16 protein-coding genes are annotated in these 16,349 nt (G+C 33.0%); 11 read left to right on the plus strand and 5 right to left on the minus strand.

Going from position 1 to position 16,349, the window contains the following annotated elements; all coding sequences use genetic code 11:
* Positions 1–22: 22 nt before the first annotated feature.
* The 11 genes from DICTH_RS06765 (at position 23) to DICTH_RS06815 (ending at position 10,439) form a co-directional block, all read left to right on the plus strand.
* The gene (locus tag DICTH_RS06765) at positions 23–1,090 is read left to right on the plus strand and encodes a peptidyl-prolyl cis-trans isomerase (RefSeq protein ID WP_012547445.1); all 1,068 of its coding nucleotides are present in this window, start codon (positions 23–25) and stop codon (positions 1,088–1,090) included.
* 145 nt (positions 1,091–1,235) lie between these two features.
* Positions 1,236–2,012, plus strand: coding sequence for a nucleoside triphosphate pyrophosphohydrolase (mazG, locus tag DICTH_RS06770; protein WP_012548311.1), 777 nt, complete (start codon positions 1,236–1,238; stop codon positions 2,010–2,012).
* Between the two features lie 44 nt (positions 2,013–2,056).
* Positions 2,057–2,332 carry an HU family DNA-binding protein gene (locus tag DICTH_RS06775; RefSeq protein ID WP_012547195.1) on the plus strand — a complete coding sequence of 92 codons (276 nt, stop codon included), beginning with the start codon at positions 2,057–2,059 and terminating at the stop codon, positions 2,330–2,332.
* Positions 2,333–2,391: 59 nt separating this feature from the next.
* Positions 2,392–3,462, plus strand: coding sequence for a glycine cleavage system aminomethyltransferase GcvT (gene gcvT, locus DICTH_RS06780; RefSeq protein ID WP_012548530.1), 1,071 nt, complete (start codon positions 2,392–2,394; stop codon positions 3,460–3,462).
* A gap of 2 nt (positions 3,463–3,464) precedes the next feature.
* Positions 3,465–3,842, plus strand: coding sequence for a glycine cleavage system protein GcvH (gcvH, locus tag DICTH_RS06785; protein ID WP_012547677.1), 378 nt, complete (start codon positions 3,465–3,467; stop codon positions 3,840–3,842).
* A 4-nt stretch (positions 3,843–3,846) separates the two neighbouring features.
* The gene (gene gcvPA / locus DICTH_RS06790) at positions 3,847–5,208 is read left to right on the plus strand and encodes an aminomethyl-transferring glycine dehydrogenase subunit GcvPA (protein ID WP_012548489.1); all 1,362 of its coding nucleotides are present in this window, start codon (positions 3,847–3,849) and stop codon (positions 5,206–5,208) included.
* Positions 5,205–6,647, plus strand: a complete 1,443-nt coding sequence (gene gcvPB, locus DICTH_RS06795) for an aminomethyl-transferring glycine dehydrogenase subunit GcvPB (protein WP_012547189.1) — start codon at positions 5,205–5,207, stop codon at positions 6,645–6,647. The genes gcvPA and gcvPB overlap by 4 nt, the downstream gene beginning before the upstream one ends.
* Positions 6,644–7,450: a radical SAM protein gene (locus tag DICTH_RS06800; protein ID WP_012548191.1), complete on the plus strand. Its 807-nt coding sequence runs from the start codon at positions 6,644–6,646 to the stop codon at positions 7,448–7,450. The genes gcvPB and DICTH_RS06800 overlap by 4 nt, the downstream gene beginning before the upstream one ends.
* Positions 7,447–8,391, plus strand: a complete 945-nt coding sequence (locus DICTH_RS06805; protein WP_012546946.1) for a radical SAM protein — start codon at positions 7,447–7,449, stop codon at positions 8,389–8,391. The genes DICTH_RS06800 and DICTH_RS06805 overlap by 4 nt, the downstream gene beginning before the upstream one ends.
* Entirely contained in the window at positions 8,372–9,781 is a 1,410-nt protein-coding gene (locus DICTH_RS06810) for a CCA tRNA nucleotidyltransferase (RefSeq protein WP_012548015.1), read from the plus strand. Before DICTH_RS06805 ends, DICTH_RS06810 begins: the two co-directional genes overlap by 20 nt.
* 4 nt (positions 9,782–9,785) lie before the next feature.
* On the plus strand, positions 9,786–10,439 hold the full coding sequence (locus DICTH_RS06815; protein WP_012547631.1) for a hypothetical protein: 654 nt from the start codon (positions 9,786–9,788) through the stop codon (positions 10,437–10,439).
* On the opposite strand, the gene DICTH_RS06820 is transcribed toward DICTH_RS06815, so the two are convergent.
* The 5 genes from DICTH_RS06820 to dprA are packed head-to-tail and all read right to left on the minus strand — an operon-like array spanning position 10,423 to position 16,235.
* The gene (locus DICTH_RS06820; protein ID WP_143707878.1) at positions 10,423–10,914 is read right to left on the minus strand and encodes a hypothetical protein; all 492 of its coding nucleotides are present in this window, start codon (positions 10,912–10,914) and stop codon (positions 10,423–10,425) included. The genes DICTH_RS06815 and DICTH_RS06820 overlap by 17 nt on opposite strands.
* Before the next feature lie 6 nt (positions 10,915–10,920).
* Positions 10,921–11,826, minus strand: coding sequence for a site-specific tyrosine recombinase/integron integrase (gene xerA / locus DICTH_RS06825; RefSeq protein ID WP_012548701.1), 906 nt, complete (start codon positions 11,824–11,826; stop codon positions 10,921–10,923).
* Entirely contained in the window at positions 11,823–13,142 is a 1,320-nt protein-coding gene (trmFO, locus tag DICTH_RS06830) for a methylenetetrahydrofolate--tRNA-(uracil(54)-C(5))-methyltransferase (FADH(2)-oxidizing) TrmFO (protein WP_012547446.1), read from the minus strand. Before trmFO ends, xerA begins: the two co-directional genes overlap by 4 nt.
* Positions 13,124–15,208: a type I DNA topoisomerase gene (gene topA, locus DICTH_RS06835; protein ID WP_012548590.1), complete on the minus strand. Its 2,085-nt coding sequence runs from the start codon at positions 15,206–15,208 to the stop codon at positions 13,124–13,126. The genes trmFO and topA overlap by 19 nt, the downstream gene beginning before the upstream one ends.
* Positions 15,201–16,235 (minus strand): DNA-processing protein DprA, encoded by a 1,035-nt coding sequence (gene dprA, locus DICTH_RS06840; protein ID WP_236608256.1) that lies wholly within the window; start codon positions 16,233–16,235, stop codon positions 15,201–15,203. Before dprA ends, topA begins: the two co-directional genes overlap by 8 nt.
* Positions 16,236–16,349: the final 114 nt, after the last annotated feature.

The following is a 16,349-nucleotide window of genomic DNA, read 5'->3' on the forward strand; positions in this document are numbered from 1 at the left end:
GTAAAGTATGAGGTGAGATGACATGAAGAAACACAGTATCTTTAAGATCTTATTCATTGTTTTTGTTGCAATCTTTATCCTTGGAGGAGCTTTTGTAGCCCTTGTATATCATCAGATGAAAAACTATCCTGTGCTAAAAATTAACGGTATGCCCGTAAGCAGACAAGAGTATAAAGACAGATTAAACTTCATAAAAACTCAGTATTCTATCATGTTTGGTGTTGATTTTACCACCACTCAGGGCCAAAAAATGCTTTCACAAGTAAAAGAAGAAACTATTAAAGATATTGCTCGTTGGAAAATTGTACAAGCAGAAACCAAAAAGAGAGGAATTTCAGTCTCCGAAAAAGAAGTTGAGACAAGATTAAAAGAAATAGAGAAAGAATTTCCAAGTGTACTACAATTTGAAATAACTCTTTCCCAGTATGGTTACGACAGAAACACTTTTAAAGAAGAACTTAGAAAAAACCTACTCATGAGAAAACTTATGGATGAGATTGGAAAAGATGAAAAAGTAACTGAAGATGAAATAAAGAAATATTACAATGAGAATATAAAACTTTTTGAACATCCTAAGGAGTATAAAGTTTACTCTATATTTATAAAAGACGAGAAGAAAGCAAAAGAAGTCTATAATGAACTTCTCTCTAATAAAATAACCTTTACTGATGCTGCAAAGAAATACTCTGAAGATACAACCACAAAAGATTCAGGTGGAGATTTAGGATTTATCACTCAGGGTACTCTTCCTGAGGAGGTTGAAAAAGTAACCTTTACCTTACCTCTTAACCAAATAAGCAAACCTATTAAAACCGATGAAGGATATTACATAACAAAAGTTACTGAAATAAAAGAGGCTTATACTACACCTTACTTCCAAGCTAAAGCAGAAATAGAGGATAAACTCCTTTATGATAAAAGATCTAAGGTTTTCAATAAGTGGCTTGAGGAGCAAGTAAGTAAAGCTAAGATAGAAAAAGACTTTTCAGATAACGATATATGGATGAAACTATGGAGAAAAATCGTCGAAATCCAACAAATATTTTATAGAAAAGAAGCAAAAACACCATTACCCAAAACTGACGAATAGTAAAATTACTATTTTTTCCAAACAGCATATGGCCTTATTTCTTAGAATTACTTTTCTAAAATATAGCATAAAAACTTGCTTTTTATAAAGTAAGTGCTATAATTTAAGTGAACTTCGTATTTTTAAAGATAAAGAGAAAAATAAAATGGACGAAAAAGAAAAAATATGTAAAGAATTTATAGATCTCTACTCTGTAGTAAAGAGAGTGAGGGAAGAATGTCCATGGGACCAAAAACAAACCCCTCAAACTCTCATACCATATTTTCTTGAAGAAGCTTATGAGCTCATAGATGCTTTAGAAAAAAATGATCAGGAAATGATAAAAGAGGAGTTAGGAGATATTCTCTTGCATGTACTTATGCAAAGTATAATGGCAGAAGAAAAAAATAGATTTAATTTTGAAGAGGTATGTAAAAATTTAAAAGTCAAGTTAATAACAAGACATCCTCATGTATTTGGAGAAGTTAAAATAGAAGGGGTTGAGGATGTCTTAACAAATTGGGAAAGTATAAAAAGCAAAGAAAAAGATGAAAAGGGAATCCTGAGTGGAATTCCTCAAAATATGCCTGCCTTACTTACTGCTTTTAGAATACAAGAAAAAGTCTCCCACGTGGGTTTTGATTGGAAGAATAGTAAAGAAATAATACCTAAACTCTACGAAGAGTTAAAAGAGTTAGAAAAAGCAATTCAAGAAGACAATAAAGAAGATATGGAAGAGGAAATCGGGGATCTACTATTTACCATAGTAAATATAGCAAGACATTTAGGAATTGATCCAGAATCTTCTTTGAGAAAGACAAACAAAAAATTTACAGAGCGCTTTAAATACATAGAAGATAGAATAAAAGAATCTGGTAAAGAATGGAAAGATTTTAGCTTAGAAGAATTGGATAAACTTTGGGAAAGCTCGAAAACTTTATAGAAGTTTTTATAAAAACCTATAATCAGAAAGGGGGTGACTAAGAGATGAAAAAGGCAGAGTTTATCGCAAAAGTAGCTGAGAAGGCAAAAATCACCAAGAAAGAGGCAACAAAAGTAGTAAATGCTGTATTAGAAACCATCACTGAAGCTCTCTCTAAGGGGGATACTGTTCAATTTGTAGGCTTTGGAACCTTCTCTGTAAGAAAGAGAGCGGCAAGAGAAGGGAGAAATCCCCGTACTCAACAACCAATTAAGATTCCTGCCACAAAAGTTCCAGTATTCCGTCCAGGAAAAGAGCTTCGTGAAGCAGTAAAGAAGTAAAACTTATCTCCGGGCTGGGGATTTCCCCAGCCCGGAAACATTTTTTTGGGAGTGGAAAAATGGCAAAGAAGCTATTTCTCGAAGATGAGCATGTAAAATATGGCGCGAAGTTTTTTGAATTTTCCGGTTGGTGGATGCCTTTAGAATACTCAGGAACTATAAATGAGCACCTTACTGTAAGAAACCATGTCGGAATTTTTGACATCTCCCATATGGGACGAATACTCTTAAAAGGAAAGGGAGCAAAAGATCTTGTCCAATATATTACTACTAATGACGTAAACAACCTCTATCCTGGAAAAGCTCAATATTCACTCGTATTAAATCCTACTGGAACGATTAAAGATGATATTATCGTTTATAAAATAGATGAAGAAGAATTTTTAATGGTTGTAAACGCAATAAATACTCAAAAGATTTTAGACTGGTTAAATATACACAACAAATTTGGTGTAAATATTTTAGATATTACCACTGATACTACTCTACTAGCCATTCAAGGGCCAGCTTCCGAAAAAACCCTTGAGGATTATTTTAATTTAAATCTAAAAAACCTAAAATACTATCATTTTCAAAAGAATCACATAATTATCTCCAGAACAGGATATACTGGTGAAGATGGATTTGAGATAATATCAGATCTAGATACAGGGAGAAAAATATTTAAAGATTTGGTAGAGAATAAAAAAGTTTTACCCTGTGGATTGGGAGCAAGAAATACTTTAAGAATAGAAATGGGATACCCTCTATACGGGCACGAAATAGATGAAAATACAACACCATGGGAAGCCAACTTAGGATGGGTAGTAAAAATTAATAAAGGAGATTTTATAGGAAAGGATGCACTAATAGAGAAAAAGAATAAGAAAGAGAAATTTCTAAAAGGATTTATCATGTTAGAGAATGGTATACCAAGAGATAGCTATGAAGTATACTTAGGAGAGGAAAAAATTGGCTATATCACAAGCGGAACCTTTTCTCCTATATTGAAAACAGGTATTGGTATGTTATATACTACCAAGGATATTGAAAATGAAATATTTATTAAAATAAGAGAAAAATTCTTAAAAGCAAAAATTGAAAAGCCACCTTTTATTAAAAATACTTCCATAAAGAAAGGAGAGAAGTGAAAATGTATCCAGAAGATAGAAAATACTCAAAAGATCATGAATGGGCAAAATTAGAGGGTAATATTGCCATCATTGGAATTACCTACCATGCTCAGGAGGAGCTAGGTGACATAGTACACATAGATCTACCAGAGGTAGGAAAAGAAGTAAAACAAAACGAAGTTCTTGCAGTAGTTGAATCAGTCAAGTCTGCATCTGATGTTTATTCTCCCCTCTCTGGAAAAGTCGTTGAGGTCAATGAAAATTTAAAAACCAAGCCAGAACTCATAAATGAAGATCCTTATAATGCAGGATGGATCGTTAAGTTAGAACTTTCAGACCCAAAAGAGTACGAAAGTTTGCTTTCTGCAGAGGAGTATAAAAAACTCATTGGAGAATAGTTGAATGACGTACTTTCCTCATACTCCACAAGAAATAAAGGAGATGCTGAATACTATAGGATTAGAGTCTATAGAGGACCTTTTCTCTGAAATCCCTGAAGAGATAAGACAAAAAGCAAAAGAAAACTTCAAAATTCCAGCATCTCCCTCAGAAATCGATCTTTTAGAAGAAATAAAAAATATAGCAAGAAAAAATATTGGAAAAGACTATATTTCCTTTCTTGGCGGTGGAGCCTATAAACATTATATCCCACCCTTTGTGAAATTGGTCTCCCTCTTTCCTACATTTTATACTGCCTATACCCCTTATCAACCAGAAATAAGTCAGGGTGTATTACAATCTATCTTTGAGTATCAGAGCCTTATTTGTGATCTTACTGGAATGGAGGTAGCAAACGCCTCTTTATATGAGGCAGGTTCAGGAATAGCAGAAGCTGCTCTTATGTCAGTTAGAATCACAGGAAAAAAGGAAGTTATTGCATCTTCAGGTCTTAATCCTGAATATATCTCAGTACTTAAGACCTATCTTCAAGCCCAAAACATTGAACTTAAAATAATACCTCTTGATGAAAAGGGTGAAACAGATGTTGATTTTCTTGAAAAAAATATATCTCCTAAAACTTCTGGAGTTATAATACAAAACCCTAATTTCTTTGGAGTTATAGAGACTAAACTCAAAGATATAGAAGAACTAATTCATAAAAATAATGCCCTGTTTATTCTCTCCATATATCCTATATCTCTTGGTATTCTCAAACCCCCTTCTGAATACAATGTAGATATTGTTGTGGGAGAAGGACAATCCTTAGGAATACCATTGGGATTTGGTGGACCTTATTTAGGAATTCTTGCCACAAAAAAGGAATTTATAAGACAAATTCCAGGAAGAATAGTTGGAGAAACCATAGATCTAGAAGGTGAAAGAGGCTTTGTGAATACCCTACAAACTAGAGAACAACACATAAGAAGAGCGAAGGCCACATCAAATATATGCACAAATGAGGCCCTATCAGCTATATCTGCAGCTGTTTATATGGCAATTCTTGGAAAAAAAGGTATTAAGAAAATCGCAGAAGTCTGTTTTTCGAGGGCACATTATTTGAGAGAGAGAATGCAAAAAGAAGTAAATTTAGAAATCACATATCCAAATTCCCATTTCTTTAACGAATTTGTAATTAAAATTCCTGAAAATAGTGAGAATTTCTTGAAAAAGTTAGAAGAAAAAAAGATTTTAGGAGGAATTCCTTTATCCAGGTTTTATAAAGACAGAGATAAGGAAATACTCGTAGCGGTAACAGAAAGAAATTCTTTAGAAGAACTTGAGTATTATATAAAATCTCTTAAGGAGGTCCTTAAGAAGAATTGAAAAAGAAAATACCTTTAATAAAAGAACTAAACAATGACGAGAAACCTACTATACATTTACCAGAGCCATTAGAAGATTTTTTACCTGAAAAAATACTACCCAAAGATTTGTTAAGAGAATCTCTACCCATTCCTCAGATAAGTGAGATTGAAGTAGTAAGACATTTCACAAATCTATCCCATATGGGATATGGGGTTGACCTCGGTTTTTATCCTTTAGGGTCATGTACTATGAAATATAATCCAAAAATCAACGAAGAAATTGCAAATAATGAATATTTTACTGATCTACATCCTTACACTCCTGAAGAACTATCTCAGGGAGCCCTTGAAATAATCTACAAACTTGGAGAAGCCCTTTCTAAAATAACAGGGATGGACAAATTTACATTCCAGCCTTCTGCTGGAGCCCATGGAGAATTAACAGCCCTTCTTATAATAAAAGCCTATCTAAGGAACAAAGGAGAAAATAGGAACATAGTACTTGTACCTGACTCTGCCCATGGCACAAATCCAGCAAGTGCATCAATGGCTGGATTTGAAACTATAGAAATACCATCCGATGAAAGAGGCCTTGTAAATCCAAACATTTTGGGAAAATATCTAAATAAAAATGTGGCTGTGTTAATGTTAACAAATCCTAATACTCTTGGACTTTTTGAAAAAGACATCCTTAAAATAGCTCAAATGGTTCATGATGAGGGAGCACTCTTGTACTATGATGGTGCCAATTTAAACGGAATTATGGGTTATGCTCGTCCTGGAGATATGGGGTTTGATGCGGTACATGTCAACTTACACAAAACCTTCTCTACACCCCATGGTGGGGGAGGTCCAGGTGCGGGTCCCGTAGGAGTAAAAGACTTTCTAAAAGATTACCTACCTGTTCCTACGGTAGAGTATGATGGAAACAAATACTATTTAAACTACCAGGTTCCTAAAACTATAGGACGAGTAAGAACCTTTTATGGTAACTTTCTGGTTATGCTAAAAGCTTATGCCTATATCAGGCTATTAGGAGATGAAGGTCTAAAGAAAACTACTGAGATGGCAGTGCTAAATGCAAATTATCTAAAAGAAAAATTAAAAGCTTATTTCGAACTTCCATACCCATCCATATGTAAGCATGAGTTTGTGCTATCAGGTAAAAATCTAAAAGAAAAAGGAATAAAAGTCCTTGATATTGCAAAAAGACTTTTAGACTATGGAGTACATCCCCCAACTATATATTTCCCCTTAATAGTAGAAGAGGCATTAATGATAGAGCCCACAGAAACAGAAACTAAATATACTCTTGATGAATTTGTAGAAATCATAAGAAATATTTTAAAAGAGGTCGATGAAAATCCTGATATAGTTAAGAATGCACCTCATAATACTCCTGTAAAAAGATTAAACGAAGTATATGCAGCAAAGGTACTAAAGGTAAATTGGAAATGACCATCAAAGTAACTCCTATCAATACTCTACCTGTAAGTGTAACAGGAGATTATTGTGCTTTACAATGTGAACACTGCAAAGGACATTTTCTCAAAAATATGACTCCCTTACAGTTCTTAGAAAGTAAACTCCAAAAAGACAACAATTACAAAAGTATTCTTATAAGCGGAGGATATAATAGTGAGGGAGTACTTCCTCTTACCGATGCTAAATTAGCACAAATAAAAAAACTTAAATCTCTTGGTTATGAATTAAACTTTCACTTAGGTTTGGTAACTCCTGAGAACATTAAAAAGCTTAAAAATATCCCCGATATGGTATCCTTTGATCTCATGCTTGATGACTTTGTTATAAAAGAAATTTTTAATCTTAAAAACAAAAATAGTGAAAACTTTAAAGAATCCTTTCTAATTCTTAACGAAAACTTTCCAGTAAGTCCTCATATTTTGATTGGAGCAAATTATGGAAAAATTCAAAAGGAATATGAAGCAATAGAATTCTTAGAAAAAATAAAACCTAAGAAGCTTATATTTATCATAATCACTCCCTTAGAAAATACAACTTTTAGAGATATAAATCTTCCTTCCTTAAAAGAAATAGAAGAACTTTGGAAATTTACCAAGAGAAAACTACCCCAAACCAATCTATATTTAGGATGCGTAAGACCCAAAGGAGAATACAGATATAATGTAGACTCTCTTGCTTTAGAACTCGGCTTTAAAGCAATAGTTAATCCTCACTCTGATGTAATTAAAAATTCAAATAATACTCAAATTTTTGAAGAGTGCTGTGCCCTACTATGAAGATTGGAGTATCTTCTGGAAGCCTTGAGGTATTAAAGAGAAGAGTAGTCAAGAAAGACTCTCCTACAACTCTCTACCTTTTAGTAGGTAATAAATGTCTTAATAATTGTGCCTTCTGTATTCAAGCAAGAAATATGAGAAAAGAAAGCTTTATGCTATCGAGAATTTCATGGCCTCCTATAGAGCTTAAAGAGCTTGAGATACTTCTATCAGAATTTAATCCTTTCAAAAGAATATGCCTACAAGTAACCAACCATATAGGATGGAAGAATAACATCACAGAGGTAATAAATAATCTTAAAAAACATAACATACCTATATCTATCTCAGCACCTATAGAAAACTTAGAGGATGTCAACTTTCTTTTTCAAAAAGGAGCAGAAAGGATAAACATATCCATAGACGCAGCAGAGAAAGAACTTTATGAAAAAATTAAAGAAAAAAACTGGGAAGAGAAAATAAACCTTATAAAAGAAGCAAGCAAAAACTTTCCCGAAAAAATAACTACCCATATTATTGTAGGTTTAGGAGAAAAAGAAAATAAATTAGTAGAGCTCATAAGAGATCTCTCCAATTGGAGAGTTAGGATTGCCCTCTTTGCCTTTACGCCTCTTCCAGGTACTCCTCTTGAGAATATACCTCAACCCTCTTATCAAAAATATAGAAAAATACAAATAATCACATATCTACTGCAAAACCATTTGATAGACTTTAAAGACTTGAAATTCAAAGATGATGACCTTATACTTACTAAAACTATCATAGAAAAAACTTACCCATATTTTAATGAAATCTTCAAAACCTCAGGTTGTCCTGAGTGCAATCGACCCTATTACAATGAAAGTCCAAGAATTACGCCTTATAATTACCCAAGAGACCTTACATTAAAAGAAATAAACGAAATTAAATTGCTTTTGGAAAATGGAGCAAGAGTTATATAAGATTCTCTACATAATAAAAGAGTATTCAAAAATTTACGAGATTACACCCTATATAGTAGGTGGCTTCATCAGAGATTATCTATTAGGGAAGAAACCTCAAGATATAGACTTTTTAATTGATCCTTTTAATATAGATTTTATAGACAATCTATCAAAAATCCTAAAGGGCAGACTTGTCATATTAGATGAGGAGAGGAAATATTTCAGAATAGTAGTAAAAAATAAAGAAAACACTTTTGTCCTTGATTTTACTCCTATATATCAGCAAAATTTACTTCTTGAAATAGTTAGAAGAGACTTTACAATAAATTCCATCGTTTTGAATCTTAGAAACTTCGAAATATACGATCCATTAAAAGGCTTAAAAGATTTAGAAAGGAACGTATTAAAACTATCCTCTCCTGACTCTCTAAAAGAGGATCCCCTAAGAATATTAAGAGTTTTTAGGTTTGGAGCATCAGGATTCAAGATAGACAAGAGTGTTTTTGAAAGTATTAGAAAAAATAGTCAAAGACTCTCAAAAATAAAACCTGAAAGAATTCACGAGGAATTATATAAAATATTAAAAAATCCTTTTACTTCTTATATATGGAAAGAAATGGAAGAATATAATGTATTGAGAGAAATATTTCCTGAGCTTTCCGAGATGAAAAACATTCCATGGAGCGAGCCTCACCACGAAAACCCTTTAGAGCATTCTATAACCACACTATACGTATTAGAGGAGCTATTCTATAATATAGACAAAATTTTCCCCTCTATTAAAAAAGAACTCGAAAAGTATTTTAGCGAAAAATTGTTCTCAGAATTTACAAAAAAAGAGACTTTAAAACTTGCAAGTTTACTACATGATATCGGAAAAAGTAAGACCTATAGCATAGACGAAAACAATCTTGTCCATTATTACGGACATTCCAAGGTTGGCTCAGAGATGTTAGAAGAAATTGCAGAGAGATTAAAACTGAGTAATAAGGAGTTGTCCTTTATACAAAAAATTATAAGAAATCATATGTACCTTATCGATTTTATTAAAAATCAAGAGATAAATCCAATTCATAAATTAATCTCAAGAGTAAATGAAGATGTGCCATCTCTTATTTTCCTTTTCATTTCTGACCAAATAGCCATAAAAAGAACCTTTGAAAACAAAGAATATTTTGAGAAACTTTTACAGGATTTCTTTAAACTAAAAAGCATACCAAAACCTTTGCTAAGTGGACATGAAATCATGCAATTATTCAATCTTCAACCTTCTCCTTTGGTAGGCATCTTGAAAGAAAAACTTATAGAAGCCCAAATAGAAGAAAAGATAAAGACAAAAGAAGAAGCAATAAGATTTTTAAAAGAAATTTTAGAGAATGAAAGAAATACCTCAAGAGATCATTCATAAAATAATGAAAGATCTATTAGAAAAACTCTATTTCCCCTTTGAGTGGGGAAGAGAGACCCTATTTTACTTTTATTATTTTCAGAAGGGAGAAGAGGAAAAATTAATAAAGTCTTTTAAATATTATAAGGCCTTTAAAAACCAGATATCTCAGAAAGAAGATGAACTTAATAAACTTGTTAAAAAACTTAAAGAAATAAAAGATCTAAGAGAAAAAATCTTGCTCAAAGCAAGAATTCCTGAAGAAATTAACGATGTAAGCCTCATAATAGATGATATTAGAAAACTAATTAATAAACTTGAAATAATTTTGCCTGAAGATATTGTTCCTCCCGAAAAAGAGTCTCTATCTTATGAAAATTTTTTATGGGAAACTTTATCTTTTTATTTAAAAATGACAAAATTCATAACTTTTGCAATAAATTTCGAAAAAATTCCTAAGTTATCAGAAAGATTCAAAGGAGAAAAGATATACGAATACAATATTCCATACAAAATTGAAAGCGAAAAAACCTTCTTACAAAATTTAATCCTTGCAATATGCGGAATACCAGTCTTTGAGGAGATAGAGTTCTCACTATTAAACTCTATCTCCTCAAAGGAGGACAAAATTCCTGAAAGCTTAGAAATAAAAGAAGATGTCTTTATTTTTCATAAATAGAGATTTCTACCTTTTTAAGCCAGAATTCCCCGCTAGCCTCTTTGTCTAATCTTATCTCTATTACATTCGTCTGTCCATTAAGCCAGTATCTCGAAATATTAAAAGAGGGTGTGATATAATAGTCACTTCCAAAATCAAAACCGCTGATCAACTCCTTAGTATTCACCAAAATCGATATTGGAGCCCACGTTTCTTGAGTAATAAAAGATGAGGATATACCTGTAATTTTGAGTATAACTCTTTTAGGAGATTCTAAGGAAGAAACAGGAGTATAGATCTTTAGATTACTTCCACCTTTTAGAAATGCTAAATGATAAGCTCCATCCTCCTTTTCCAGTTCAACTCCTTTACTAACCTCATAACTTAAATTGCCTTTTGGCGGATTTTTTGTAAAATCAATGACAAAAGTTTGCTTGGCAAGCCCAATATTCAGCATTAACAAAAGAATAATACTTAACACTAAATATCTCTTCATTTCCATTTATTCCTCCTTTGTTTCCTTTTTTATAGCTCTTGGATGGGAAAGAGTATAAGTTTTTCTTATCTGTTCAGAAGTTAGATGGGTGTAAATCTGAGTAGTAGAAATTCTTACATGTCCCAAGAGCTCTTGTACATACCTTAAATCTGCCCCACCTTCAAGAAGGTGAGTCGCAAAGGTATGTCTTAAAGTGTGAGGAGAGACTTTTTTATTAAAATCCTTGGTATACTTCTTAATGATCATCCTTATAGCTCTATCGGATATTCTTCCACCTTTCGCATTAAGAAAAAAGGCCTTTTCGGGTTTTTTTAAAAGTTTAGGTCTTACATGATCTTTATAAAGTTGAAGTATCTTAAGGGTTTCTTCACCCACTATTACAATTCTCTCTTTAGCTCTTTTACCAAATACTCTAATTTCTCCATAATTCCAATTAATATCTTCCTCATTCATGCCAACCAATTCACTTACTCTAATTCCTGTAGCGTATAAGGTTTCTATAATAGCCCTGTCTCGAATTCCAATAAGATCATCTAAAGAGGGTGAATTTAGAAGCTTCATTACTTCATCTACTGATAAAAATTGTGGAAGCTTTTTTTCCGCTTTAGGAGTTGGTATGAATACCGTTAAATCCTCGTTAATTTTTTCAAAAGTTAATAAATACTCAAAAAAGCTTCTCAAACTTATAACCTTTCTTACAAAAGTACTATTCTTATAATTTTTTTGGGCTATGAACTGAATATAACTCCTAACATTTCGTTTATTTGTAAAGTCTAAGTCTTTTTCTTTACAATATTTATAAAAATCCATAAGATCCCTTGAATAACTCCTTAAAGTGTTTGGAGAGTAATTTCTCTCAAATCTCAAATAATTTATGTAATTTTCTATTTCTCTTTTTAAATCCAGAATCATACGTTAATAGCAAATCTCCTTATCACATCATCAAGGTCTCTAAGAGCTCTTTCAGCAAGTAATCTATTTCTAAGCTTTTTATCCTTTACTGGTCTTTCAAGAGGCAACAGTATACCCCAATTTGCATTCATGGGTTGAAATTGTTTTACCGGAACTTTGGTAGTAACATAAGAAATCAAAGCTCCAATCATAGTGGTTGGGGGCAATATAATTAAAGGTTTCCCTTTATATAAACGTGCTGCATTTATTCCTGCTACAATTCCCATGGCAGCTGATTCCATATATCCTTCCACGCCTATCAATTGCCCTGCAAAAAACACTCTTTCATTCTTTATAAATTGAAGAGTAGGCTTTAAAAATTTTGGAGCATAAAAATAAGTATTTCTATGCATTACTCCATATCTTGCAAATTCTGCATTTTCAAGTCCAGGAATCATTCTAAAAATTCTTCTTTGTTCTTGAAATTTTAACCTAGTTTGAAATCCTACCATACTATAAAGAGTCTTCTGTATATTCTCAGGTCTAAGTTGAACAACTGCATAAGGTTCCTTTCCGGTTTTAGGATCTATTAATCCCACAGGCTTCATAGGACCATACCTTAATGTATCAATACCTCTTCTGGCAAGCACCTCAATAGGTAAGCATCCTTCAAAAAACTTTTCCTCTCCAGGATAATGAGATTCAACAGTTTCAGCATTAACTAATTCTTCCACAAATCTTTCATATTCCTCTTTAGTCATAGGACAATTAAGATAGGCCTCTTCTCCTTTACCATAACGAGAAGCACTAAAGACCTTTTCATAATTTATACTATCTGCATAAATTATAGGCGATACAGCATCATAAAAATATAAAGAATCGGTATCAAGAATTTCTATTAAATGTTCAGCAAAATCTGATGAAGTTAAAGGCCCTGTAGCAACTATTACTATACCTTCTTCAGGTATTTTTTTAACTTCTTCCCTTATTACAGTGACATACGGACTTTCAAGTAATATCTCTTGAACTCTTTTAGCAAAAAGTTCTCTATCTACAGCAAGAGCCACTCCAGCAGGAACTCTTGTTTCTTCAGCTACTCTTAAAAGGAGTGAGTCTAACTTTTTCATTTCTTCTTTCAAAAGACCTGAAGCATTTGTTAACTCTGTAGATTTGAAAGAGTTACTACAAACGAGTTCAGCAAGATATTCTGTCTTATGAACTGGAGTTGTAACCACAGGTCTCATTTCATATATTTCAACGGGAATTTTCCTCTTAGCAAGTTGCCATGCTGCCTCTGACCCAGCAAGCCCTCCTCCTATTATTTTGACTTTTTCCATCTTTTCCTCCTCCCTACCCAAACGATATAATTGCAATTTTCATTACTACATTTCTTAAACCCATTTCCCTTTAGTAAAACACTTCCACATTGAGGACATTTTTCATCTAATGGTTCATAAGGTGAAGCAAAACTACAATTAGGATAATTTATACAACCCCAAAACACCTTTCCTGTTTTTCTTGCTTTCTTCTTTACTACAATCCCGCCACATAATGGACATTTACCATGAGCTTCTTCATATATAGGCTTTGTATACTTACACTCAGGATATGCGGAACAAGCATAATATTTTCCATGTTTATTTTCTCTTATAACTAGTTCTCTACCACAGATAGGACAAAACTCATCAGTTTTTTCCACCACCTGAATTTTTCCAAAATTTTTAGATACTCTTTCAAGTTCCTCTTTAAATGAAGGATAGAATTTTTCTAATACTTCAATAGCTTTGACTTCGCCACTTTCTATCTTATCCAGATCTTCTTCCATTTTTGCAGTAAACTTTACATCAATAAGATGGGGAAACTGTTTTGTTAAAAATTCATTTACCACTTTTCCAAGAGTTGTAGGAACAAGCTCTTTCTTGCTAACTTCTACATATTTTCTCTCTTTCAAAGTTTCTATTATTGTAGCATAAGTACTTGGCCTTCCAATACCATATTTTTCAAGGGTCCTAACAAGAGTAGCCTCCGTATACCTTGGAGGAGGCTGTGTAAAAAACTGCTTCGGAGTAAGATTTATCAAATCTATGTCACTACCCTCCTGAGGAATATAGTCAACATTAACCTCCTCCTCTTCTTCTTCCTCTTTTTCCGTATAAAGAGACATAAATCCTGCAAATTTCAGCTTTCTTCCTTTAGAGACGAAGGTATAATCTCCACCTTTTATATCTATCTCTATTACATCGTATAAAGCATTAGCCATCTGACTTGCCAAAAATCTCTCCCATATAAGCTTGTATAATTTATATTGATCTTCTGTTAAATACTTTTTAACTTTCTCAGGAGTTCTTAAAACTGAAGTAGGTCTTATAGCCTCATGGGCATCTTGCATTCCTAACTTCTTTCTTTCTTTTCTCTCTTTACCTACATACTCTTTTCCAAAAACTGATTCAATATATGTAACAGCTTCTTCTCTTGCCTCAGGAGCAATTCTCGTAGAATCAGTTCTCATATAAGTTATAAGTCCAACCCTTTCATCTCCGATATCCACACCCTCATAAAGAGACTGAGCTATCTTCATAGTCTTACTTACAGGGAAACCAAGCCTTCTCGAAGCCTCTTGTTGAAGAGTACTAGTTATAAAGGGTAGCGGTGGTGTCTTTTTTTCTTCCTTTATTACAACTCTATCAATTTTGTACTCAAGATTATTTAATACTTCAATAAGTCTTTTTGCTTCCTTCTCATTCCTAATAGTTATTTCCTCTTCCTTATAAAAAACAAGCTTCCCATATATTATTTTGTCTTTATCTTCAAATTCACCATAAATATACCAGTACTCTTCAGGAACAAACTTTTCAATCTCTTCTTCTCTCTCACATATAAGTTTAAGTGCTACCGATTGTACCCTACCTGCAGAAAGCCCTCTTCTCACTTTTTCCCAAAGCAATGGACTTAACTCATAGCCCACAAGCCTATCAAGGATCCTTCTTGCTTGTTGCGCCTCAACTTTATCCAAGTCTATATCCCTTGGATTTCTTATGGCCTCCTGAATAGCTCGAGGAGTTATCTCATGAAACTCTATTCTTGTAAACTTATCTTTTGGAAGCTTAAGAGTCTCTACAAGATGCCAAGCAATTGCTTCTCCTTCCCTATCAGGGTCTGTAGCAAGATATAACTTTTCAACTTTTTTAGATAAATCCTTAATTGTATCGATAATCTTTTTTCGCGAAGGTAAGAGTACATATTTAGGTTTAAAGCCATTTTCTATGTCAACTCCAAGCTCCTTCTCTGGTAAATCTCTAATATGCCCGTAAGACGCCAAAACTTTAAAATCCTTACCAAGAATCTTTTCTATAGTTTTAGCCTTAGCAGGCGATTCTACAATAATCAATTTTTCTTTACTCATCAACTAAAGCACTCCCTTTTCTTGCATATCTTAATCCAGGATATTCCTCTACAAGGCCTTTCCCTTGCAAAGATATTATTATAAACATTAATGTCGATAAATCAATATTTAAATTCTTCATTAAGTCCTCGATAAATATAGGTTCAGAATTTAAAAAACTAAGTACAAATTTTTCTTCTGGGGTTATGTTAAATCTTCTCTCTTTCTTTATTTCATAGGCAATATTATACTCCTCAAGAATATCAAATACATCAACTACCATTTTAGCGCCATCTTTTATGAGCTTATTAGTACCCACGCTTCTTTCATCAGTCAATCTACCTGGAATAGCAAAAACATCTCTCCCTTCATTAGCCGCAAAACTCGCAGTAATTAAAGCTCCACTCTTTTCACCAGCTTCTATTACTAATACCCCTTGACATATTCCACTTATTATTCTATTTCTCTGCGGAAAAGTATAACGAGCAGGCTTTGTTCCTAGAGGATATTCACTAATTATAGCTCCATTCTCAATTATTCTTTCTGCAAGCTTCAAATTACCAGAAGGATATATATGGTCTAAAGAACTTCCAAGAACTGCGAAGGTTTTTCCTCCACCCTCTATAGCCCCTCTATGAGCATAAGTATCAATACCATAAGCAAGTCCACTCACCACTATAAATCCATATTTCACTAACTCTTTTGAGAAAGCTTCCGCCATCTTGATCCCATAAGATGATGGCCTTCTTGTCCCTACAATACCTATGAACTTATCACCTTTCAGATCTCCTTTATATAATAAAAAAAGCGGTGCATTTTTAATCTCTTTTAATAAAGGAGGAAAATCCTCTTCCCACAAAGTGGTCATTTTTACTTTATTTTCTTCCAACTTTTCCCATTCTCTTTCCAAATCAAACTTGCGTCTAAAAATGATAAACTCCTGAATCAAAGAGGATCCTAAAAATAAATTAATCAATTCACTCTCGGAGAGTAGAAAAAAATCTTTTGGAGATACAACATCAATCCACTCTCTCCACCTTCTAAACAAAGGAGAGAAAAAACTCAAAGCATATATATAAGGCTTATCCTCATTTTTAAAATGATACATTCCGAATTATTTTACCAGAATTTATAGAAAAATCAAAAAAGGGAAGGAGAAAAA

It is taken from the genome of Dictyoglomus thermophilum H-6-12, assembly GCF_000020965.1.
In the GTDB taxonomy this organism is placed as follows: Bacteria; Dictyoglomota; Dictyoglomia; order Dictyoglomales; family Dictyoglomaceae; genus Dictyoglomus; species Dictyoglomus thermophilum.